Raw genomic sequence first — 23,016 nt, 5'->3', positions numbered from 1 at the left:
CTCTATTTATCTAAATAACGACATATATCTTTTGCAAAATAAGTAATAATCATATCTACACCGGCACGTTTCATTGATACCATTTGTTCCATTACAACACGTTCTTCATCAATCCAACCATTTATTGCTGCAGCTTTTGTCATTGCATACTCACCACTGACGTTGTATGCCACTACAGGGATATTCGTATTATTTTTAACGTCCCGCACAATATCCAAATAACTTAAAGCGGGTTTAACAATCATCATATCTGCGCCTTCTTTTAAATCACTTTCTAATTCTCTTAATGCTTCTAAACGATTTGCTGGGTCCATTTGGTAAGTCTTTCTATCACCAAATGATGGTGCAGAATCAGCAGCGTCTCTAAATGGTCCAAAGAAACTAGAAGCATATTTAATACCATAACTCATAATTGGTACATTATAGTAGCCTGCGTCATCCAAACCTTGGCGTATTTCAGCCACAAACCCATCCATCATATTGCTAGGTGCAATAATATCTGCACCAGCTTCAACTTGAGAAACAGCTGTTTTAACAAGTAATGGCAATGATTTGTCATTATCAACATCATGTGTATGTTCATCAATGACACCACAATGGCCATGGTCAGTGTATTCACACAAACAAGTATCTGCAACAATTAATAAATCTTCGTGCAATGATTTCGCTTTACGAGTTGCCTGTTGAACAACACCATTAAGATCATACGCACCTGAACCAACTTCATCTTTAGCATTTGGAACACCAAAGAACATAATTGCTCTAATTCCTAAATCATATGCTTCATTAATTTCATCATCTAATAAATTTAAGCTTATTTGATATACTCCAGGTAGAGAAGTAATCTCACTTTTTACATTGTCCTTTTCAACTACGAATATAGGATAAATTAAGTCTTCTTTTCTTACGTGATTTTCTCTTACTAAATTGCGCATCGTTTCTGAAGTACGCAATCTTCTGTGTCTATCAAATTTCATTGTAATTCCTACTTTCTATAATTTTATTTATCAATGATTCTAAGGTTTGATTATCAGCAATCTTAGGTTCATAACCATAATATCTAATCGTGTTAGCAGTCTGACGGCCAATTGCGTAGTAAGCATAAAAGTTTGGAAGGTTAGCTTCTTCAAAAAAGTAATGCACAGCTGAAGAACTTGAAAATGTAAGTGCATCGATTTTGTTATTTGATATCAACTTAATTACTTCATGGATATTATCCCTATGTGCAATAGGTGTATACAAGTCAATCTTTACTACCTTATTATTTTGTGATAGTTTCCGTTGCAAATAAGGTCGCGCTTGTGCGCTACTAGGTATTAGAAGCTTTTGATTTTGCAACTTCAACTTAGAAATAAGTCCTTCTTGGGAATAATCATCAGGTATAAAATCAACTTTTATACCTAGTTCTTGACATAGTTGCGCTGTTTTATCCCCTATCGCTGCTACATACTTTATATTAACGCTATTAAAAAAAGGATAAAATAATTGTACAGCATTTTTAGAAGAAAAAATAATCCAGTCATAGTTATCGTGCAATAGCTGAGTGTTAAATTCAAGCGATTGGATTTTAATAAACGGTTTATGCACAATCTCAATCAAATCACTTTTTACATTACTCGTTTGCGTCATTACTACAACTGGCTTCATTTTTCATTACACCTCAATATTTATGGTATTAATGCAATTGTTGGTCGTTTAATTTTCTAATTATTTCATAAGCACCTTGTTCAATTAAAACATCGCTAACTTTATTACCTAATTCTATAGGATTATTGCCGCTTTCAGTATGCTCATATCGTTCTTTTCCATCAGGAGTCATAATCAATCCAGTAAATTCAATATCTCCATTAGGTTTATTCATTGCATAACCCCCTATTGGAACTTGACAACTGCCGTCCATTGCTGCAAGAAATGTTCTCTCTGCTGTTACACAGTCAGCTACTTGTTGATTGTGCACTTGCTTAAGTAAAGCTAACAACTCAACATCATCACTACGACATTCTATCCCTAATGCACCTTGTCCAATTGCGGGTAATAAAACATCTTTATCTAAATAAGTTGTGACAATATCATCTGACCAACCCATACGCTTTAGTCCTGCTGCAGCTAAAATAATAGCATCATAATTTTCAGTTTCTAATTTATGAAGACGCGTATCTATGTTACCTCTTATCCATTTAATCTCAAGATTAGGATATTTTGCTAAAATTTGTGCGCCGCGTCGTAAAGAACTAGTGCCAATAATACTACCATCTGGCAACTGATCAAGTGGCGTATGATTTTTTGCAATGTACGCATCAAATGGATTTTCTCTATCGGGAATGCAACCTAAAGTTAAACCTTCAGGCAGAATACTTGGAACATCTTTTAAAGAATGTATCGCAAAGTCAATTTCTTTATTAAAAAGTTCGTGTTGGATTTCTTTAACAAACAAGCCTTTGCCCCCAACTTTAGATAATTGTTTATCTAAAATCTGGTCACCTTTTGTCACAATTTCTTTAATTTCTATTTCTAAATCCGGATTAATTTCTTTTAATTTATCAATAAATTGCTTGCTTTGTGTCAAAGCTAATTTACTTCTTCGTGATCCCACAACTAGTTTGCGCATAGACTATCCTCCTAAAAATACATCTGCAAAGTAAATAGCATCATAAGCCATAATATAAACCTATGAAAAATGTGTTGTACAGAAAAGATTTATCATACATAGGCAAAACAAAATAATATTAAAATAAATGAGATGCTTCGCACTTAGCCATCGTTTAACATGGCATAATAAATAAATAGCATAAAGTGAAGTAATAATTGATGATAAAATCACTTTAGGATCTATAAAAATACTTTTACCAACTGAAAATACACCCCATTGTGCTCCTAAAATAATGCTCATTATCATTAGGACAAAGCCGGCTAATGATGAATAAAAAACAATATTTTCTAATGAAGCAACACTGCCAATGCGAAAATATTTTTGATCAAAATTTTTCTCTTTAAGGTTGCGATATTGAATAATAAAAAGTAGTGCATTGACAAATGCTAATGCATAAAATGCATAACTAAGTACCGCAAGCCCAATATGGACTAAAAGAAGCTCATTAATTACAGCGCTTTTTTCTACGTGGGTTGAGTAGTTATCAGGTTGGAATGTACTCATTGTTAACAGCACTAATCCTATTAAATTCAAGAAAAATACTGAGAAACTCATACTCTTTATTAAATTTAATATTAATGAAATTGTGATTAATATCCAAGCCAAAAAGAAAAAAACATCGAATATAGAACCTAATGGCACTTCATGTTGCGAAGTGATATATACAGACAAAGAGATTGTTTGTAACATCCAAACAATCCCTAGTGTGTAATTTCCAAAAGTTCTCACTTTATGTGTTTTTCTAACAAAATCCCAAAAATAACATAATAAACTTAAAACATATATGATTAAAATAACTTCGTGAAATCTAATAAACAGGGTTTCTTGCATATCATCACCATATTAATATGCTTATTCAAAACTAAAAATACGACGCACTGCTAATTCACTTTCTTGATGTGCCTTGCGTTCTTTTACTTGCTGATATGGATCTTCTGCATCTATATCAAAAATGTTTTGAAATAGCTCTAATTTTTCATAACTGTTTTTATCATTACTTAATTCTTTAGCTTGTTTAATAGGATCCTTTAGCATTTGATTGATGATACTTTTAGTGTGTTTAGAGATAACTTTACGTTCCCTTTCACTTAGATCAGGCAATTTGCGATCTATGCTTTCCATCGTTTCAGCCTGAATCGCCATAGCTTTTTCTCTAAGCGCTCGAATAACCGGAACTACTCCTAACATATTAACCCAATCATTATGGGCATCAATTGCTGAAGGAATCTGCTGTGCAATAATATCTGCAGCCAATTGACGCTCTCTTAAATTAGCATCAACTAATCCGTTTAAGTCATCCACATCATAACTAAAAATATTATCTGTTACAGACACTTGAGGATCTATGTCTCTAGGTACTGCGATATCAAGTAACAATAAAGAAGCCACTGAACGATATTGTACAACATACTCCATCATTTGTTTAGTAATAACATAATCAGGCGAACTTGTTGAACTAATTACCATGTCAGCTTGAATTAATAAATCTGGAAGCTCGTTCAAAGTTGCATAACTTACATTGTGTTTTTCAGCTAATTCTTGTGCTTTTGAATGTGTTCTATTAACTACTGTAATATTTGTTAATCCAGCACCTAATAAGTTAAGTAAAGATAGTTCACTCATTTCCCCTGCACCAATAATGATTGCTTGTTTACTTTTCAGTTTACCAAATACCTTTTTAGCTAATTCAACAGCAGCATAAGAAACACTTACCGCATTATCTGCAATATCTGTTTCATTATGTGCTTTTTTAGCAAAAGTAATCGCCTGTTTAAATAAATGATTAAAAATTGTACCAGTTGTTTGATTATCTTGAGCTAAGAAAAATGCATCTCTAATTTGACCTAAGATTTGTGTTTCACCTAATACAATTGAATCTAAGCCAGAAGTGACTCGCAATAAATGTTCTACTGCTTCGTCCCCCACTTTAACTTCTGACATCGCTTTAATATCATCTACTTCAAATCCAAATGAACGTGCTAAAAATCGTTGAATATAATAGCGACCCGTATGAATTTGATCAACAATAGCGTATACTTCAGTACGATTGCACGTAGAAAGAATAACGTTTTCCAAAATAGACTTCGTTTCAAATAAATCTAAATGTGCAATACGTAAGGCATCATTTCTAAAAGCAACTTGCTCTCTAAGTGCAACATCGGCAGTGCGATGATTTATACTTATAGCAATAAAATGCATTTTAACGCCCTCCATATACTTACAATAACCATAGTATAACATATATTATAATGTGTTTAAGTACCTTGCTTAAACAATTTAGAAACATTCTAATTTAGTTTCAAAAAATTGTCATAGTTTATGATGAACATATAGTGAATCTTTATAGATAAGGTTCAAGTAAATTCCATATTTGTTGTTGTCTACTGTTTTTAATTGAAGAATAACTAATGATATTATCTTCATCTTCTAAATCTAATTTTTCTTTTATATTCTTCAAATGCTTTTGCACTTTCCCTTTAGGAATTTTATCTTCTTTGGTGCAAATAACTAACGTTGGAATATCAAAATGCTTTAAATAATTGTACATTAATATGTCATCTTGTGTCGGATCATGGCGTAAGTCAACCAATTGAATAACAAGCCTTAAATTTTCACGAGTTGTGATATATTCTTCAATCATTTTGCCAAACTTTTCTCTTTGAGATTTGCTCACTTTTGCATAGCCATATCCGGGTACATCTACAAATATGAGTTGTTGATCAATATTATAAAAGTTTAATGTTTGAGTCTTCCCGGGCTGCTGAGATGTGCGTGCCATGTTTTTTCTACCAATCATACTATTGATAAACGTAGATTTTCCAACATTAGAACGACCACTTAAAGCTATTTCTGAAAGATTAGTATCTGGATATTGCTCTTCCTTTACGGCACTGATTAATAACTCAATATTGTTGGGATTTATCTTCATATTATATCCTCGCTTTATCATTTAAAAATCTTTCCTAAATTACTTTATCATTTTCATACTCAAATTGTCATTATGAAATAATATAAAAAGCGAAATGGAATTGTAATTAAATTCTCATTTCGCTTTCATTTCTAATTTAAGCTGAAGTTTTATTTTTATTAATTAATTGTCCTTCTGAGTCATATAATTCTGGTTCTATTTCATTGTTTATTGTATCTGACGTAATAACAACTTTAAAGACATTCTCTGTTGATGGCACATCATACATAATATTGATTAATGCTTCTTCAATAATTGAACGCAAGCCACGTGCACCTGTTTTCCGTTCTATCGCTTTTTCACTAATTGCAGACAATGCATCATCCGTAAACTCAAGATCGACATTATCTAGTTCAAGCATTTTAGTGTATTGTTTTACAAGCGCATTCTTAGGTTGTGTTAAAATATTTTTTAATGCTTTAACATCTAATGTTTCTAAATTTGCTACAACTGGCACACGCCCAATAAACTCAGGAATTAAGCCATATGCTTGTAAATCTTCTGGTCTAATTTGTGCAAGTAGTGCTTCTTCATCATATTTATCAGCTTCATTACTAGCAAAGCCAATTACTTTTTCACCAAGGCGACGTTTAATCACTTCTTCAATACCATCAAAAGCACCACCAAGAATAAATAGTATGTTAGTCGTATCAATTTGAATTAGTTCTTGATTTGGATGCTTTCTTCCACCTTGTGGCGGTACACTTGCAGTCGTACCTTCTAAAATTTTTAGCAATGCCTGTTGTACACCTTCACCTGAGACATCACGTGTGATAGATGTGTTTTCAGATTTGCGAGCAATCTTATCAATTTCATCGACATATATAATACCTTTTTCCGCTTTATCTATATCAAAATCAGCTGCTTGAATAAGGCGTAATAAAATATTTTCAACATCGTCGCCCACATAACCAGCTTCTGTTAAGCTTGTTGCATCCGCAATAGCAAATGGTACATTTAATGTTTTCGCTAACGTTTGTGCGAGCAATGTTTTACCACTACCAGTTGGTCCAATTAACGCGATGTTACTTTTTTGAAGCTCAACTTCATCTTCATTTGGACCTAATTGCTGTATACGTTTATAGTGATTATACACAGCAACTGCTAATGATTTTTTTGCTTTTTCTTGTCCGATAACATATTCATTTAAATGTGCCATGATTTCTTTAGGTGTAGGTACTTCAGTAAATTCTTCCGAAGATGTTTGTGCTAACTCTTCTTCAACAATTTCTGAACATAACTCAATACACTCATTGCATATATAAACGCCACTTCCTGCTACTAATTTCTTTACTTGATCTTGATCCTTACCGCAGAAAGAACATTTTAAATTTTCTTCGTCTTCATTAAATTTAAACATTCCTTTTACACCTCTATTCCCTAACGACTATACTAGAATGCATTTTACAATGCAACTTAATACTTCTACAACTCTTCTGCTTAAATGTAGAGTAGCAGATACATAAATGATGCACCTGCTACCTTCAATTATCTATTAAAATAATAATTTGAGAAATAATGAGTACATAAATATCTCAATTTGATTTGTTACATTGACGCTGTTTATTCTTTGTCTTCAGATTTTGCTTCTACTAATTTTGCGTTGTCGCGTAATAAGTCGATCACTTTTTGAATACGAACGTCATTTTTGATGATATCTGTATTTCCTAATGTATTTTTAATATCTTCAACTGAAAGGTTAAATTGTGAACTCATTTTTTCTAATTCTTTATCAATATCTTCTTCAGATACCTCAATGTTTTCAGCATCGGCAATTGCTGTAAGTGTTAAGTTTGTTTTAACACGTTGTTCTGCATCGCCTTTCATCTGTTCTCTCATTTGAGATTCATCTTGACCAGAAATTTGGAAGTACGTTTGTAAATCTAATCCTTGTTGCTGAATTCTTTGTGCAAATTCTTGAACCATACGATCTAATTCAGTATTAATCATTGCTTGAGGAATATCAATTTTAGCATTTTCTGTTGCTTTGTTGATTGCTTCTTCTTTTTCTACGTTTTCAGCGTTAGTCTCTTTTTGTTCAGCTAAACGCTTGCGTAGATTTTCTTTATACTCATCAACTGAATTTGCCTCAGAATCTAATTCGTTCGCAATTTCATCATCCAATTCTGGAACTTCTTTAAATTTGATTTCATTGATTTTAGTTTTGAATGTAGCTTCTTTACCAGCTAATTCTTCAGCATGATATTCTTCTGGGAAAGTAACAACAACGTCTTTTTCTTCTCCAGTTTTTAAGCCTTCTAATTGTTCTTCAAATCCTGGAATAAATGACCCTGAACCGATTTCTAGATCGTATTTTTCAGCTTGTCCACCTTCAAATGCTTCACCATCTACTGAACCAGAGAAGTCAATATTTACAGTATCGCCATTTTCAACTACGCCGTCTTCTTTAACTACCATATCAGCTAAATGACTCAAACTATGGTCAATAGACTCTTGTAATTCTTCATCTGTTAATTCTGTTTCTTGCTTTTCAATTTCTAAACCTTTATAGTCACCTAATTCAACTTCTGGTTCAACTGTAACAGTTGCTTCAAATTCAAAGTCTTTGCCTTTTTCAATTTGAGTTACGTTTACTTCAGGTTGATCAACTGGTTTGATACCTGTTTCTTCAATGGCTTCACCATATGCTTCTGGTAATAAAATATCTACTGCATCTTGATATAATGCTTCCACACCAAAACGTTGTTCAAAGATTGGACGTGGTACTTTTCCTTTACGGAAACCAGGTACATTAATTTGTTTAACTACTTTTTTAAAAGCTTTATCTAACGCTTTGTTTACTTTTTCTGCAGGAACTGTAACTGTCAATAATCCTTCGTTACCTTCCTTTTTTTCCCAAGTTGCTGTCATGTATAAATACCTCCATGCTTACTTTTTTAATTTTTCAACTCCATCATTATATCATACGACAATTATGGAGACAAACATTGATATTCTGGTGTTTAGCCATATTTGTGTAGTTTCACAACAAATTTATATTAACTGATACACCTTCAATTTAAAAGTGATTAGCCTACACATCTTTATCTAATTGCTGAATAAAACACAATATACTCATATTGTCTTCGTTGTTGCTTAAATCAAACATAGATTTAAAATAAGTAACATAGCCATCTATCCACTGTTGCTTATTATACAAATCATATATATCCAGTGGATAAAGTAAAATGGTGTGATTATTCATAATATGTCTTGCTTCATTTAAAAGATTAAATTCATTGTCTTCCAGTTTTTTCATTACTTCAGGAATCACTTGTGTCTTCATAGATGTATGCTCAAAACCTAGTAATAAATTAGGTTGGACTGTAAATGTTTGACTATATTTTCGAATAGAAATTACTTTTGAATATTGCGCAAATCTTAGATACTCGATCATTACACTAAGCACATGTGGTGGTATTTGATAATAATGAATAATGTTAGCAATTGAATCTTTAAATTCATAATGGCCATTATCAATAAGTTGTAATATCAGTTGAGATTGCTCACGTCGCGATAATGATTCAAAGCGACCAAGCATATCCGTCACACGTTGTTTATCTTCTAATAATTGTGCTTTAGCAAATTCACGCATCGGATGAAGTGCCATCCTTGTTTCATGAAGTTTTACTTCATCAATAATTTGATCAATAACTTCCACTGCTTCAAAGTATTGTCCCAAGCCATTTAAACTTTGAATGTAATATATCATTAATTCATCATACTTTTGTAAGCCCTTCTTTAATAAAATAATCGTTTCTTCTCTGAGCTCTAAAAAAGCATTTAGCTGTAGTAATGTCTCACATTTAATCAAAGACAGCGTTTCATCAAGTTCAAAATGTGCTTCGTATGTTTCAAATAAATCATAAACTAACGTATGATTTTTATTTTTATGAGCATCAATAATTTCGTTTGTTAGCTTTAGTTGTGATCTAGGAAAAGGTATAACATCGGACATCTTATTTACACCTCAATTAATACAAATCTTGTAGAATTAAAGCACTCCAAGTTTCAAAATCGTCATAATTATCTATTTTACCTTGTTCCATCCATTTAATTCTTAACGTGTCTGTCTCCTTAGCCTCTACATCATTGGAATTGACTGTAATTTTAAAGACAACACCAATGTGTACACGACCAACTTCATTATTATCATCATTAATAAAACCAATATATTGCATATTCTGCGATTTGTCTGATGATAGACCAACTTCTTCCTCTAATTCTCTTTGTGCGTTGACACGAAGTACTTCATTGACATTATCGGCGCCTACGACGTCATTCATATGACCACCTACGCCAATTGAACTCTGCCCGTGTAACCTTTGCTCGCCACCACCTGATAAACGTTCATAAACTAATATTTCACCATGTTCATTTTCGAGTAAGCAGTAAGATATTAATTGTTTATAACTTGGATCTTCTTCCATATCACCACGTCGTTTTACTTCATAAGCATCTAACTTATTAAATATCTCTTCACCCTGATTACCATGTTTGGTTAAAAAACCATTAAATGCATTTTTATTATTATCAAATAATATTGATCTAGGAACTACAATAATTTGTTCATCAAATTTAGACATGTTTTTCTCCTTATTAAATATTTCTTATCTCACATTTTAGCAAACTATTAAAATGATTGACAATGTAATGAAAAGTGAATAATGGTGTAGAGTCTTGGACATAAGTCTCGTAATAATAACATAAAGATGATTTAAAATTCTCTCTGTCCTTCTCTTGAAATCAATACTGCATGCTATAAGTTATAAAAAATTACAAAAACGCTAAATTCTATTGAAACATGATAGAATTTAGCGTTTTTGTTTTAATCCGATACCTCTATGTCCCGGATTTTTGAAATATTATTTTAAAGCTTCTTTTGCTTTAGAAACTAATTCGCCAAAAGCTTTTTCATCTGAAATTGCGATTTCAGAAAGCATTTTTCGGTTAATATCGATGTCAGCTTTTTTCAAGCCATTCATCAAACGAGAATAACTCATGTCATGTTGACGTGCTGCAGCATTGATACGTGTGATCCATAATTTACGGAAATCACGTTTACGTTGACGACGGTCACGGAATGCATATTGACCTGATTTCATAACTTGTTGTTTTGCTACTTTATATAATGTATGTTTTGAACCAAAGTAACCTTTAGCTAATTTAATCGTTTTTTTACGACGCGCTCTTGTTACTGTTCCACCTTTAACTCGTGGCATATTAAATTCCTCCTTAGTAAATCACTCTATATGTTCATTATTGGTTGTTACTTTTTGTATGCAAGTAATTGTTTTACGCGTTTTAAGTCGCTTTTAGAAACTAATCTTGCTTTACGTAAGTGACGTTTTTGTTTTGTATTTTTATTTGCAAATAAATGTGAAGTAAACGCTCTAGAACGTTTTAATTGTCCTGAACCAGTTCTTTTAACACGTTTAGCTGCTCCACGGTGAGTTTTCATTTTAGGCATGATCCATTTCCTCCTACTAATCGTTAAATTATTTTTCGTTGACTGGCGCTAACATGATAAACATTTGACGCCCATCCATTTTAGGTTTTTGTTCAACAGTGGCAATATCTTTACACTCGTCAGCAAATTTTTCAAGAACACGTTGACCAATTTCTTTATGTGTAATTGCACGGCCTCTGAAGCGAATTGAAACCTTACATTTGTCACCTTTGGTTAAGAACTTACGTCCATTTTTCAACTTCGTTTGGAAATCATGTTCCTCAATAGTTGGACTTAGACGAATTTCTTTAACATTGATGACTTTTTGTTTTTTCTTCATTTCTTTTTCTTTCTTCTGTTGCTCGAATTTATACTTACCATAATCCATTATTCTTGCAACAGGCGGTTTAGCATTTGGAGCTACTACAACCAAATCTAATTCTACGCGTTCAGCCATTTCTAACGCTTCACGTTTAGATTTCACTCCAATTTGCTCACCATCTTGTCCGATTAAACGTAATTCTTTAGCACGAATTTTCTCATTAATTTGAGTTTGATCTTTTGCTATGATTGACACCTCCCAAAATTTTACGAAATTTTCCAAGCAAAAAAGAGCAGGTATAGCATACCCGCTCTTTAATCTGACATAATAATGCCTGTCATGTTAACCTGCCAACAGCTTGATGCGTCGCTACAGGTGAGAAACGGGTGTTTCTACTTGGTACGTTTCGTATTCAACGTATACAATCATAACAACATTATATGATTAAGTCAATTACTTTTATAAATTAATGGTGTTTTATTTCATTCATGTGAACATCTTGTCTTAAATCAACTTCTTCTAGTGGAATCTTTTTGGTTTTGTATCTTAATTTATGATAGATAAAGAACACTAAGAATACCGGAATACCCATATAAGTAATAACAAAGCGATTTAAATCAAATTCACCAGTTTTAATGAAATCCACATCTTGACCTATGATAACAATAACGCATAGAATACCAGCAAAAATAGGTCCAAATGGGAACCATTTAGCTTTGTATTTTAATTCTTTTTTATTATGGTGTTGTCGTTGGAATGCACGTCTAAATCGATAGTGACTTACAGCAATACCTACCCATGCGATAAAACCAGTCATGCCACTTGCCGCAACGATATATTCATATGCATTGCCACTAACCTTTTGAACTAAAAAGATAATGATCACTAATATTGCTGTGAGTAATAAAGATAAATATGGCACACCATATTTATTAGTTTTCCCGAAAATCGGGAATGCTAATTTATCTTTACTCATTGAATAAAGCATTCTTGTTGATGCATACATTCCAGAGTTACCAGCGGATAATACTGAAGTTAAAATAACTGCATTCATAAATGATGCGGCAAAAGCTAATCCAGCATTTTTAAAAACTAATGTAAATGGAGAAGTTGCAATGCTATTATCTCCGCCCATTAAGGCATTACTATCATAAGGTATTAACATTCCAATAACAAAAATTGCTAAAATATAAAATAACAATATTCTCCAAAACACTTGTTTAATCGCCTTTGGCACGGCACGCTCTGGATTTTCAGATTCTCCAGCAGTAATCCCTATAAGTTCTGTACCTTGGAATGAAAAACCTGCTACTAAGAACACACCTAATATAGATAGCAAGCTTCCGCCGAAATTCCCACCAAGTATAGGTCCTTCGCCTTTAGTAAATGTTTCAAAGCCAACAAATTTACCACCCATTATTCCAATAATAGTTAGAAGACCTATAGCAATGAAAATAATAACCGTAACAACTTTAATTAAAGCGAACCAGTATTCACTCTCACCATAGATTCTTACAGATAATGAATTCAATGAGAATATGATGACTAAAAAGATACAGCTCCATAGCCATGCAGGTATCCCTGCCATTGGTGTCCAATATTGAATAACTTGCGCGGCAATAGTTACATCCGCAGCAACCGTAATAACCCAGTTAAACCAATAATTCCAACCTAATGCAAAACCTAATGAAGGATCTACAAAGCGCGTTGCATAAGTACTAAATGAACCTGAGACAGGTAAGTATGTTGCCATCTCTCCTAAAGAAGTCATTAAGAAAAATACCATAATACCAATAATTGCATATGCTATCAATGCGCCAAGCGCACCTGCATCGTGTATGGCACCACCAGAAGTCATAAACAGTCCTGTACCAATACACCCTCCCATAGCAATCATAGAAATATGACGGTCTTTTAATCCTCGTATAATACCGCCATTTTGACTTTCAATCTTAGACATAAAAGCTCCCTTTCTTTTACGTAGAGGCTAGCTAAATACACCCGTTTTTCAATTGTAGATAAGGGACAAAACACATGATGAACGTATCTTTATATCGTCAAATACACAAAAATTTCCGTTGAGAAATTATTATTGTTTTACAAGTGTTTTATCGCGTCCTTTTCTTTTTATCAAACGAATCGATGTTAAAGCATAAAAAATGGTTACATATCTATAAGAGATATACAACCATTTTTTCTATATTGGTAGCACATCACATATTGTGACAGTACAGTATCTATTCGATAACTGTCCCAACAAACATATATTATGGATAAACATTTGCTTCGGCAACATTACCTTTCACTCACCTATATGCGTCCCATAAAAACTATAGATAAGTTACTTATTAAAGTTGCAACCTCTAACTCAAATTTAAAATTTTATATAATGAATATACATTAATTCCTACTATATTACAAGACTATCTATGTTTTTTTAGTCTGATTTCATCAACTAAATTCCATATAAATTCGTCCCTTTCAAGCGTCTGTTGATCTTGAGAGCCGTATTGACGAACATTAACTTGGTTATTCTCAACCTCTTTATCACCGACAACAATTTGATATGGAATTTTCTGCATTTGTGCTTCACGTATTTTATAACCCATTTTTTCATTACGATCATCAATTTCAACTCGTACTCCTTGGGATTTTAATTCATCTTGCAAGTTTCTTGCATAGTCATAATGTAAATCAACATTGACTGGAATAATTTCAACTTGCTTAGGTGCCAACCATGTTGGAAAAGCGCCTTTTGTTTCTTCTGTTAAGAAAGCGACAAAACGTTCCATCGTAGATACAACGCCACGATGTATCACTACTGGTCTATGATACTCACCATCACTACCGATATAAGTTAATTCAAAGCGCTCTGGCAATAAAAAGTCTAGTTGTGCTGTTGATAATGTTTCTTCTTTGCCCATAGCAGTTTTAACCTGAACATCTAGTTTAGGACCATAAAATGCCGCTTCACCTATTGCTTCAACATAAGGCAAACCAAGCTCATCAACTGCTTCTTTTAACATTGACTCTGCTTTATTCCACATATCATCGTCATCCATATACTTCTCTTTATCTTCAGGGTCTCTGTAACTTAAGCGGAATGTATAATCTTCAAATCCAAAGTCTTTATATACATCTTGAATCATATGAACTACACGCTTAAATTCATCCTTAATTTGGTCAGGTCTAACAAAAATATGTGAGTCATTTAAAGTCATACCTCTAACACGCTGTAGGCCTGATACTGCACCGCTTGCTTCATAACGATGCATTGTGCCTAATTCAGCAAGACGGATTGGTAACTCACGATAAGAATGTGGTTTATTTTTATAAATCATCATATGATGAGGACAATTCATTGGACGTAATACCATTTCTTCATTTTCATCTAATTTCATCGGTGGAAACATATCATCTCTATAATGAGCCCAATGACCAGAAGTTCTATATAAATCGACATTTGCTAAAACAGGTGTATAAACATGGTCATATCCCATACTAACTTCTTTATCAACGATATAGCGCTCAATTTCACGTCGTATTGTCGCACCGTTTGGTAACCAAAGAGGTAATCCAGCACCAACTAACTGATTATTTGTAAACAACTCTAAATCTTTACCAATCTTACGATGATCACGTTCACGACGTTCTTCAAGTAATTGTAAATGTGCTTTTAAGTCTTTTTTGTCGAAGAAAGCAGTTCCATATATACGTTGAAGCATTTTATTATTGCTATCTCCACGCCAATATGCCCCTGCAGTAGATAATAACTTAAATTCTTTGATTTTTGCTGTTGAAGGTACATGTACCCCACGACATAAATCTGTGAAGTCGCCTTGTGAATACAATGTGACCATCTCATCTTGAGGAATTGCATCAATTAATTCTAATTTATAAGGGTCATCCTTAAAGAATTCTTTAGCTTCTTCTCTAGAAACAACCTTACGTTCAATTTTATGATTTTCATTAACGATTTGTTTCATCATTTTTTCAATCTTTTCAAAATCGTCTGAGGAAATTTTATTTTCCATATCAAAGTCATAATAGAACCCGCCTTCAATAACCGGACCAACTCCAAATTGTACATTTCCATATAAACGTTTTAATGCATTTGCCATTAAATATGCTGTTGAATGTCTTAACACTTCTAATGCTTCTTCACTACCAGGAGTAACAATTTCGATTTCTCCATCTTCTTCAAGTGGTCGTGCTAAGTCAATGAGTTGCTGATTAAACTTACCAGCTACAGCTTTTTTACGTAATCCAGGACTAATTGACTGTGCAATTTCTTCAGTAGTAATACCTTTATCGAAAGCCTTCTTATTACCGTCAGGAAATTGAATATTTATTTTGGTCATACTAACATCCTCCTAAAATATGAACTAGTATCGTTGATTCTTTATTATATATAGCAGCAAAATAAAAATCCCATCCCAACAAAGGGACGAGATTATCGCGATGCCACCCTAATTAAGTAATGAAAATTCATATATCTTAAAGTACTTATATGAATATATCATCACTCTACCTCTACATAAGATAACGGTCTTGAGCCGGACATTCATTACAAATGTCTACAAATGAAGGAGTAACACGAAAAGTTATTAACCATTTTTCATCAACCAATGGCTTTCTAAATAATACCCTTAACATGTCGTATCTTCAAAAATTTCAACGATATAGATTTACGTTCATTATACAACACATATTTAAAATATCAATTGTTTCTATAATTTTTTCCTTCTAAATATACATCATCAGCTAAGCTTTTTATACGCTCTATAATCCTTGCAGCTTTTGTTTTTTCTGCCCCTTCACGTGTTATAGACAAATGATGTTCCAATTCTTCAAAGCTTAAATTAGAACTAAAGAAAGTTGGCAATTCTTGAACCATACGATAATGTAATAAAGGTCCAATAATTTCATCTCTAACCCATGGAGTTACTTCTTCAGCACCTATATCATCTAACATTAATATTCCAGCTTCTCTAATTCGAGCTAATCGTTGTTCGTAACTGCCGTCTTTAAAACCATTCTTTAAGCTTCTAATATATTCAGGCAAATATACGATAGTTGAGGCAACTTTTTGTGATTTTAACTGATTAGCCATCGCACCTAAAATAAACGATTTTCCTGTTCCAAATGGTCCATAAATGTATAAGCCTTTGACACTTTTACCATTAATAATACTTTTACATATGTGATTAGCTTTTATCGCTATTTCTAATCGATCTCGATCTTCAGTAAATATATCATTTAACTTTGCATTAAGTGTGTCACGCTGCATATGGTGGGAAGTAACTAGTTGGCTATCAAAACGCGCTTCATCGTATTTAATTTTGCAAGGACATGGTAAATATTTTATTTTTATGCGTTCATCTTCAACATAAAGTTCAGGTATGTGTCCTTTAACAAAGTTGGGACATGAATGATAATCATGACCATCATAATGCTTTTGCTGGTCTTTAAATTCTTGCAATACATTTAAATCACGATCAATCATGGCATTTGTTAATTCACTTTGGTGCATAGTTAAAAATTGCTTAACATCTGGATCGTTAATAACTTGTTGCTTGATTTGTGAAATACGCTGTTCTAAATTTGAATCTGATCCCATAATATTTTTAAAGCTTTTCATTAATCATCACCCCAATCTTTTTTTAATTGCTCTAGGAATTGTTGTCTATCTTTCTCCAAATTGTCATCTTTTTTCTTTATTTTCTCTTGTCTTTTAGCAGTGTCTCTGTTTTCCAGCCATTTCGGTGTTTTCTCTCTAGAAACAATTTGTTTTCCATAATAACGATTCTTTGCATTTTGAGGTTTTTGCTCTACTTGTTTTGGTTCATTCATTTTTAGTGCTCGTTCGTATGCTTCTTTTGCATTTGAAATGCCTAATTTTTTCCAATTAGAAGCAACTTCAAATATATATTTTTTAGGCAACATCATTTCGTTTTTTAACATCACAAATTGTAATAATATATTTATGACGCCTAACGGTAGTTTTTCTCTACTAACCAATTCTTCTATCATCAGCTTTTGTTGATGAGTCGGTTCTGAACCCGACCATGAGGAGAGCATATCAACTGGGCTTATATTATCTAAACTAGATAGCCACTCGTCTTGTTTTGTATTAGTCGAGTTATCGCGCGTATGTTGGCTCTCAGAATCATAATATTTATCAGCATTTATCTCTAATTTAGGCAATTGCTGTTCATGCTCAATTAAATAATATGATCTTGCTTGTTTGCGTAACTCTTCAAACGATAAAGTTTGTGCACTTGTAATAGAGTTTAAAATCATGCGTTTCATTGCCTCAACAGTTAAACCGTATAAAGTAGCCAATTGTAAGATTAAAGCTTTAGCTTCATCTGTAACTATTTCACTACTAATAAAATGATGTTGAAGTAACTCTTTAAGTAATTCGAAATCAAAGTGTTCATTAGACAAATCAAGACCTTTATAATATTGAGATGATTTAATGTTTTGACTATCAATTTTAATATCTTTATTAGGCATTTTAAAAACTTCAGTAAATTTGTGCGTAATATTTTGATAATTTGTTAAATCTTTTCTATCTTGCTCAAAATATTGTTTTAACTGTACAAAGCGCTTTTTATCGACTTCACTAAATAAAAAAACTGACAGCATAGGATCATTAAAAAATTGATAAGCTGTAGGTGGTTGTATTAGTTCATAGATAAAATTTGAATTATCAGATTGATGGCGCACAAAAGATTTAAGCAAGCCAATCCCCTCTAAATAATCCATTGTCTTTCTAAAATCTAATAAATTAACCTTTAACTCATTCATAATGGTATAATGCGTTAGCAATTCCTGATTATTTTCAGATACAAACTGATTTAAATAATGATATAAACCAATGGCATGCGTACCAATCAATGGAGCATATAATCGATTCAATATTTCTAAGTGAGCCTGACTAAGCTCAAAATGACGAATAACTTCAAAACTATCTCTTGGTCTTAAATCAAATTGGTAAGCTTGCATGGTCATTTAAGAGTCACTCCGTTTATTATCATTTAAGATACCTTGCATGGAAGCTAGAAGCTGATCAACATCTTTAAATTCTTTATATACGGATGCGAATCTGACATAAGAAACTTGATCGACATGCATAAGTAAATTCATTACATGTTCCCCAATATCTCTCGAAGAAATTTCAGTGTGACCCTCATCACGCAATTGCCATTCTACTTTGTTTGTAATATCTTCTAATTGTTGATAACGCACAGGTCTTTTTTCACAAGATCTTACCAAACCGTTTAATATTTTTTCTCTTAAAAATTGTTCACGTGTACCATCTTTTTTAACAACGATTAATGGGCTCACTTCTATGTGTTCAAAAGTAGTAAAACGCGTGCCGCATTTCTCACATTCACGGCGGCGACGGATTGCATTTGCTTCATCCGCATGTCTTGAATCAACAACTTTTGAATGTGTAGAGCTACATTTTGGGCATTTCATTTATATCACCCTCTTGATTAGATTATGCTTCATTATACTATATTTTCTATTTTGACAAAAGCAGTGACATGTTCATTGAATCCATACAGAATTTTAACAAATAGCAATTTAACATAACTTTTTTATACACGCTATTCTTATATATTTATAAAACCTTTTCTATTTTACTTTTTTCAAGAAAAATTATTCAATTATGGCTTTACTTTACAGTTTGCCCCTCCATAATAAATATTACTTATTCTCAATAGCGGAACAATATATTAAAATTTTTTAATTGATGTTGTTTGTTGAATTGTAACGTTGTTTTTTCTGTATTTACTTTGATTTGAATTGTGGATGACTAAAAGTTATTTCATCGTCATTGCCATAATCAATTTCAAAACCTAGATCCTCGAGCATTTGATAATCTAACTCATTTGGTTGACCACCGGTAATTAAATAGTCACCTACAAATATCGAGTTTGCAATTTGTAATGCGAGTGGTTGTAATGATCGCAAATTTACTTCACGGCCACCTGCAACACGAATTTCTTTTGTAGGGTTTATTAAGCGGAATATAGATAATATTCTTAAACACTTCATAGGCGTTAAATCATCCATACTACCAAATTTTGTTCCTTGTATCGGATGTAAAAAATTCACTGGAATACTATCAGCATCTATTTTTTTCAATGCGAAAGCCATATCAATTATGTCTTCATCGCTTTCACCCATACCACATATTACGCCTGAACATGGTGAAATATGATGTTCTTTCATATATGATAACGTTTGTATACGTTCATCATATGTATGTGTTGAAACAACTTGCCCATGATACGACTCGCTAGTATTAATATTATGATTATAGCGATCAACTCCAGCAGCTTTTAATTTTTCTGCCTGCTCTTCGTTAGCCAATCCAAGACAGGCACAAATCTTTAATTGTGGATGATCCTTTTTTATATCTTTTACCGTTTTTGTAATATGTTCTACTTCTTTGTCACTTGGTCCTCTACCACTCATAACAATACAATACGTACCAATTTTATTATTTGAAGCAACATCTGCGCCCTTACATATTGTTTCATTTGACACCAAGGCGTATCGTTGTTTGTGCTTCATCTCTCTAGATTGACCACAATAGCCACAATCTTCAGAACAAATTCCACTTTTTGCATTCAAAATCATATTTAGTTTGACTTTATGACCGAAATAATGTCGTCTAATTAAATAAGCTTCATGCACTAAATCTAATGTAGCTAAAGAAGCATCTCTGTAAATTTTTAAGCACTCAGCCTGAGTTAAATATTTCCCGTTAATAATTTGATTTGCTAAGTTCATTTCCCCACATACCTTTCTGCTTTCAATATAGTTATATCTTAGTCTTTGATACCAACATTGTAAACCATAGATATTATAAAGTTTACAATGTAGTTGTTTATTTTGTTAAGACTTAAAATATAAAACGAGGTAAGTTTCCAACTTACCTCGCATTGATGCAGTAATAAATTGTTTATTTAATTAGTTCTCCAAGTTGATTTGCTACCTCAACTACTCTATTAGAATATCCCCATTCGTTATCATACCAGGCTATAACTTTAACCTTATTGTCTCCCATGACCATTGTATTTTTAGCATCTATAACTGCTGAATGAGGATTTGTATTATAGTCCTTAGAAACTAGAGGGGCCTCTTCAACATCAATAATTCCTTGTAAGTTTGCATCTCTAAATGCATGATTAACTTCATCTACTGTCACTTTTTGTTTTAAATCAACGACTAAATCAACTAATGATACATTTTGAGTTGGCACACGAAGTGCTATGCCATGTAGTTTGCCATTCAATTCTGGCATAACTTCTTTTAATGCTTTAGCAGCACCTGTTGATGTTGGTATAATACTTTCCCCACAAGAACGCGCTCTTCTCAGATCTTTATGCGGATTATCTATATTATTTTGATCATTTGTAATTGCATGTACCGTTGTCATTAAGCCATTTTCAATGCCAAAACTATCATTTAAAACTTTTGCAACTGGTCCGATACAATTCGTAGTACACGACGCATTACTAAATATGTCATATGTATCAGTATCTAAGTCTTGATCGTTAACACCTTTAACCACCATCTGTACTTTTCCGCCTTTTGATGGTCCTGTCAATAACACTTTTTTAGCTCCTGCTTGAATATGTGCCTTAGCTTTATCACCATGGTTAAATTTACCGGTCGCTTCAATGACGATATCAATTTCTAAATCTTTCCAGGGTAAATTTTCTGGGTTTCTATCAGACACTAATTTAATATCATGGCCTTCCACTCGAATTCCACTTTCAATAGGTTCTACTCTTTTATCGTATCTCCCATGTGTTGTGTCATAATTAATTAAATGTGCAATTGTTTCAGGAGGATAGCTAGCATTGATGGCAACTACATTCAATGCCTCATTCTTTAGTGCTATTCTTAGCACCATTCTTCCAATTCTACCCATTCCATTAATTGCAATATTCGTTGACATTAAAAGCACCCCTTATATTCTTTATGTTATACTTTATGCAATTAGTATAACATAATTTATTTTCTTTGGAAGCGTTTACTTTTAGTTTTTAGAAATTTTTTATATAAAAAACCTTTTACAAATGTATGTAAAAGGTTCCTCTATATTTATTCTTGATTTATATATCCTTGATCAGTCAAAATGCGTTCTACGTTTTGTTTTAATTCTAATTTATCCCCCAAATTATCTATTACTATATCAGCCATTCTACTTTTTTTATCAATAGAAATTTGACTATATACGCGTGCTTTGGCTTCTTCCAAACTTATATTATTTCTTTCCATTAACCGTTCAATCTGAATACTTTCTGAAGTATATACTAACCAAACTTCATCTACCGTATCTTCTAATTCATTTTCAAAAAGTAACGGAATGTCCATCACCACATTATAACCTTGATTAAGGTAGCGTGATTTTTCTTTATCCATTAGTTGATGCACGATAGGATGTACAATTTCATTTAATTCTGTTCTTTTATCAGGGTGATTAAACACGAGTTGGCCCATATATTGACGATTCATTTCACCATCATCATTAATGGCTTCGTTCCCAAATGTTTGGCGGATTTGCTCCAATCCAGCAGAACCTTTTTTAACTGCTTCTCGAGCTGCAATATCTGCATCTACGACTTTAAATCCATAGGCTGTAAGTAATTCTGATACTGTTGATTTACCAGTGGCTATCCCACCTGTTAGTCCTATTACTTTTGGCATAAACTCACTCTTTCATTATTTTTGACAAACCGGACAAAAATGACTATTACGTGTAGCAATCACTTGCTGTTCTATTTTATGTCCACATTTTTTACATTGCTGTTGTTTATATACATTTAAGCGTAACTGCATCGTGCCTGTCTTACCATCTGCATGACGATAATCCGAGATACTCGTTCCGCCATACTTAATACCTTCATTTAAAACGGCTTGAACTTCTAAAAAAAGATTTTGTCTTGCTTGCTGATTTAAGCTTTGCACTTCAGTGGCGGGATGTATTGCAGCTCTATATAATGCCTCACAAGCATAGATATTCCCACAACCTGCAATAACTTTATGATCAAGGATTAATTGTTTAATAGGTTTGTGCTTTACTTTAGTTTGGTTTAAATAAGTCAAATAATGATCTAATGCGCTTTCGTCAAAAGGTTCGGGCGCCATATTTTTGAACGATGCGTAATTATTTAGTGCTTGTACATTTCTAATTTCACCAAAACGTCGAATATCTGAATAAACAAGTAATTTACCATTACTTAAATGAAAAATAACATGCCAATGTTTTCTATAGTTTGGAGCATATATCTCATCTAAATGATTTACGATAAAAAAACCACCTGCCATTCCTAAATGACTAATCAATACACGGCGCTCCTGATTCTTTTCAATATAAATATTAATGTATTTACTGCGTCGCTCTACTTTATATATTTTATAACCCTCTGTAAACTGCCTAAAACCATCAAGATTAATCCCTTTAATGATTGTTTCTTTCCCGTCTGACTTGCCGTCAATGACTTTTGAAGAAAATGTTACTGATTTTATAATCGTGTTAATTATAAAAGGTTCAATACCTCTTTTAACATGTTCAACTTCTGGTAATTCTGGCATAC

General features: G+C 32.8%; 22 protein-coding genes, 1 riboswitch and 1 other annotated feature. All 22 genes read right to left on the bottom strand.

Translation table 11 applies throughout. From position 1 onward, the window contains the following. Positions 1-2 precede the first annotated feature (2 nt). Complete coding sequence (gene hemB / locus HMPREF2864_RS00810; protein ID WP_002458905.1) at positions 3-977, bottom strand: porphobilinogen synthase; 975 nt, start codon at positions 975-977, stop codon at positions 3-5. After that, positions 967-1,647, bottom strand: a complete 681-nt coding sequence (locus HMPREF2864_RS00805) for a uroporphyrinogen-III synthase (protein ID WP_002458904.1) — start codon at positions 1,645-1,647, stop codon at positions 967-969. Before HMPREF2864_RS00805 ends, hemB begins: the two co-directional genes overlap by 11 nt. A gap of 28 nt (positions 1,648-1,675) precedes the next feature. Continuing rightward, on the bottom strand, positions 1,676-2,608 hold the full coding sequence (hemC, locus tag HMPREF2864_RS00800; protein WP_012990824.1) for a hydroxymethylbilane synthase: 933 nt from the start codon (positions 2,606-2,608) through the stop codon (positions 1,676-1,678). Positions 2,609-2,668: 60 nt separating this feature from the next. Next, positions 2,669-3,481 (bottom strand): cytochrome C assembly family protein, encoded by an 813-nt coding sequence (locus HMPREF2864_RS00795; RefSeq protein ID WP_002458902.1) that lies wholly within the window; start codon positions 3,479-3,481, stop codon positions 2,669-2,671. 21 nt (positions 3,482-3,502) lie between these two features. Then, on the bottom strand, positions 3,503-4,849 hold the full coding sequence (gene hemA, locus HMPREF2864_RS00790; RefSeq protein ID WP_070544754.1) for a glutamyl-tRNA reductase: 1,347 nt from the start codon (positions 4,847-4,849) through the stop codon (positions 3,503-3,505). A 142-nt stretch (positions 4,850-4,991) separates the two neighbouring features. Further along, entirely contained in the window at positions 4,992-5,579 is a 588-nt protein-coding gene (gene yihA, locus HMPREF2864_RS00785; protein WP_037543113.1) for a ribosome biogenesis GTP-binding protein YihA/YsxC, read from the bottom strand. A gap of 136 nt (positions 5,580-5,715) precedes the next feature. Further along, complete coding sequence (gene clpX / locus HMPREF2864_RS00780; RefSeq protein ID WP_002458899.1) at positions 5,716-6,978, bottom strand: ATP-dependent Clp protease ATP-binding subunit ClpX; 1,263 nt, start codon at positions 6,976-6,978, stop codon at positions 5,716-5,718. A 203-nt stretch (positions 6,979-7,181) separates the two neighbouring features. Beyond that, positions 7,182-8,489, bottom strand: a complete 1,308-nt coding sequence (gene tig, locus HMPREF2864_RS00775) for a trigger factor (protein ID WP_002458898.1) — start codon at positions 8,487-8,489, stop codon at positions 7,182-7,184. A gap of 163 nt (positions 8,490-8,652) precedes the next feature. Continuing rightward, on the bottom strand, positions 8,653-9,576 hold the full coding sequence (locus tag HMPREF2864_RS00770; RefSeq protein ID WP_070544753.1) for a hypothetical protein: 924 nt from the start codon (positions 9,574-9,576) through the stop codon (positions 8,653-8,655). A 16-nt stretch (positions 9,577-9,592) separates the two neighbouring features. After that, the gene (locus tag HMPREF2864_RS00765) at positions 9,593-10,204 is read right to left on the bottom strand and encodes an NUDIX domain-containing protein (protein ID WP_002492922.1); all 612 of its coding nucleotides are present in this window, start codon (positions 10,202-10,204) and stop codon (positions 9,593-9,595) included. A 279-nt stretch (positions 10,205-10,483) separates the two neighbouring features. Beyond that, positions 10,484-10,840 (bottom strand): 50S ribosomal protein L20, encoded by a 357-nt coding sequence (gene rplT, locus HMPREF2864_RS00760; protein ID WP_002458895.1) that lies wholly within the window; start codon positions 10,838-10,840, stop codon positions 10,484-10,486. 47 nt (positions 10,841-10,887) lie between these two features. Next, positions 10,888-11,088, bottom strand: a complete 201-nt coding sequence (gene rpmI / locus HMPREF2864_RS00755) for a 50S ribosomal protein L35 (RefSeq protein WP_002458894.1) — start codon at positions 11,086-11,088, stop codon at positions 10,888-10,890. Positions 11,089-11,116: 28 nt separating this feature from the next. Beyond that, complete coding sequence (infC, locus tag HMPREF2864_RS00750; RefSeq protein WP_002478060.1) at positions 11,117-11,644, bottom strand: translation initiation factor IF-3; 528 nt, start codon at positions 11,642-11,644, stop codon at positions 11,117-11,119. Between the two features lie 23 nt (positions 11,645-11,667). Further along, positions 11,668-11,793: a sequence feature (ribosomal protein L20 leader region), on the bottom strand. A gap of 62 nt (positions 11,794-11,855) precedes the next feature. After that, on the bottom strand, positions 11,856-13,349 hold the full coding sequence (locus HMPREF2864_RS00745) for an amino acid permease (RefSeq protein WP_002458892.1): 1,494 nt from the start codon (positions 13,347-13,349) through the stop codon (positions 11,856-11,858). A 238-nt stretch (positions 13,350-13,587) separates the two neighbouring features. Further along, a riboswitch (Lysine riboswitch) is annotated at positions 13,588-13,763 on the bottom strand. A gap of 49 nt (positions 13,764-13,812) precedes the next feature. Further along, positions 13,813-15,750, bottom strand: coding sequence for a threonine--tRNA ligase (thrS, locus tag HMPREF2864_RS00740; protein ID WP_070544752.1), 1,938 nt, complete (start codon positions 15,748-15,750; stop codon positions 13,813-13,815). A 359-nt stretch (positions 15,751-16,109) separates the two neighbouring features. Then, positions 16,110-17,030, bottom strand: coding sequence for a primosomal protein DnaI (gene dnaI, locus HMPREF2864_RS00735; protein ID WP_070544751.1), 921 nt, complete (start codon positions 17,028-17,030; stop codon positions 16,110-16,112). Continuing rightward, positions 17,030-18,406, bottom strand: a complete 1,377-nt coding sequence (locus tag HMPREF2864_RS00730; protein WP_070544750.1) for a replication initiation and membrane attachment family protein — start codon at positions 18,404-18,406, stop codon at positions 17,030-17,032. The genes dnaI and HMPREF2864_RS00730 overlap by 1 nt, the downstream gene beginning before the upstream one ends. Next, a complete protein-coding gene (nrdR, locus tag HMPREF2864_RS00725; protein WP_002458887.1) occupies positions 18,407-18,877 on the bottom strand; it encodes a transcriptional regulator NrdR in 471 nt (156 codons plus the stop codon). It abuts the gene before it with no gap. Positions 18,878-19,192: 315 nt separating this feature from the next. Then, positions 19,193-20,200, bottom strand: coding sequence for a biotin synthase BioB (gene bioB, locus HMPREF2864_RS00720; protein ID WP_002493146.1), 1,008 nt, complete (start codon positions 20,198-20,200; stop codon positions 19,193-19,195). A 172-nt stretch (positions 20,201-20,372) separates the two neighbouring features. Further along, entirely contained in the window at positions 20,373-21,374 is a 1,002-nt protein-coding gene (gene gap / locus HMPREF2864_RS00715) for a type I glyceraldehyde-3-phosphate dehydrogenase (RefSeq protein ID WP_002458885.1), read from the bottom strand. A 146-nt stretch (positions 21,375-21,520) separates the two neighbouring features. Further along, positions 21,521-22,126 carry a dephospho-CoA kinase gene (coaE, locus tag HMPREF2864_RS00710; protein WP_070544749.1) on the bottom strand — a complete coding sequence of 202 codons (606 nt, stop codon included), beginning with the start codon at positions 22,124-22,126 and terminating at the stop codon, positions 21,521-21,523. Positions 22,127-22,141: 15 nt separating this feature from the next. Then, a complete protein-coding gene (gene mutM, locus HMPREF2864_RS00705; RefSeq protein WP_002458883.1) occupies positions 22,142-23,014 on the bottom strand; it encodes a bifunctional DNA-formamidopyrimidine glycosylase/DNA-(apurinic or apyrimidinic site) lyase in 873 nt (290 codons plus the stop codon). Between the last annotated feature and the right edge of the window lie 2 nt (positions 23,015-23,016).

Origin of the sequence: Staphylococcus sp. HMSC059F04 (assembly GCF_001812565.1) — a bacterium.
Taxonomy (GTDB): domain Bacteria; phylum Bacillota; class Bacilli; order Staphylococcales; family Staphylococcaceae; genus Staphylococcus; species Staphylococcus lugdunensis.
This window is presented reverse-complemented; position numbering and strand designations above follow the sequence as displayed.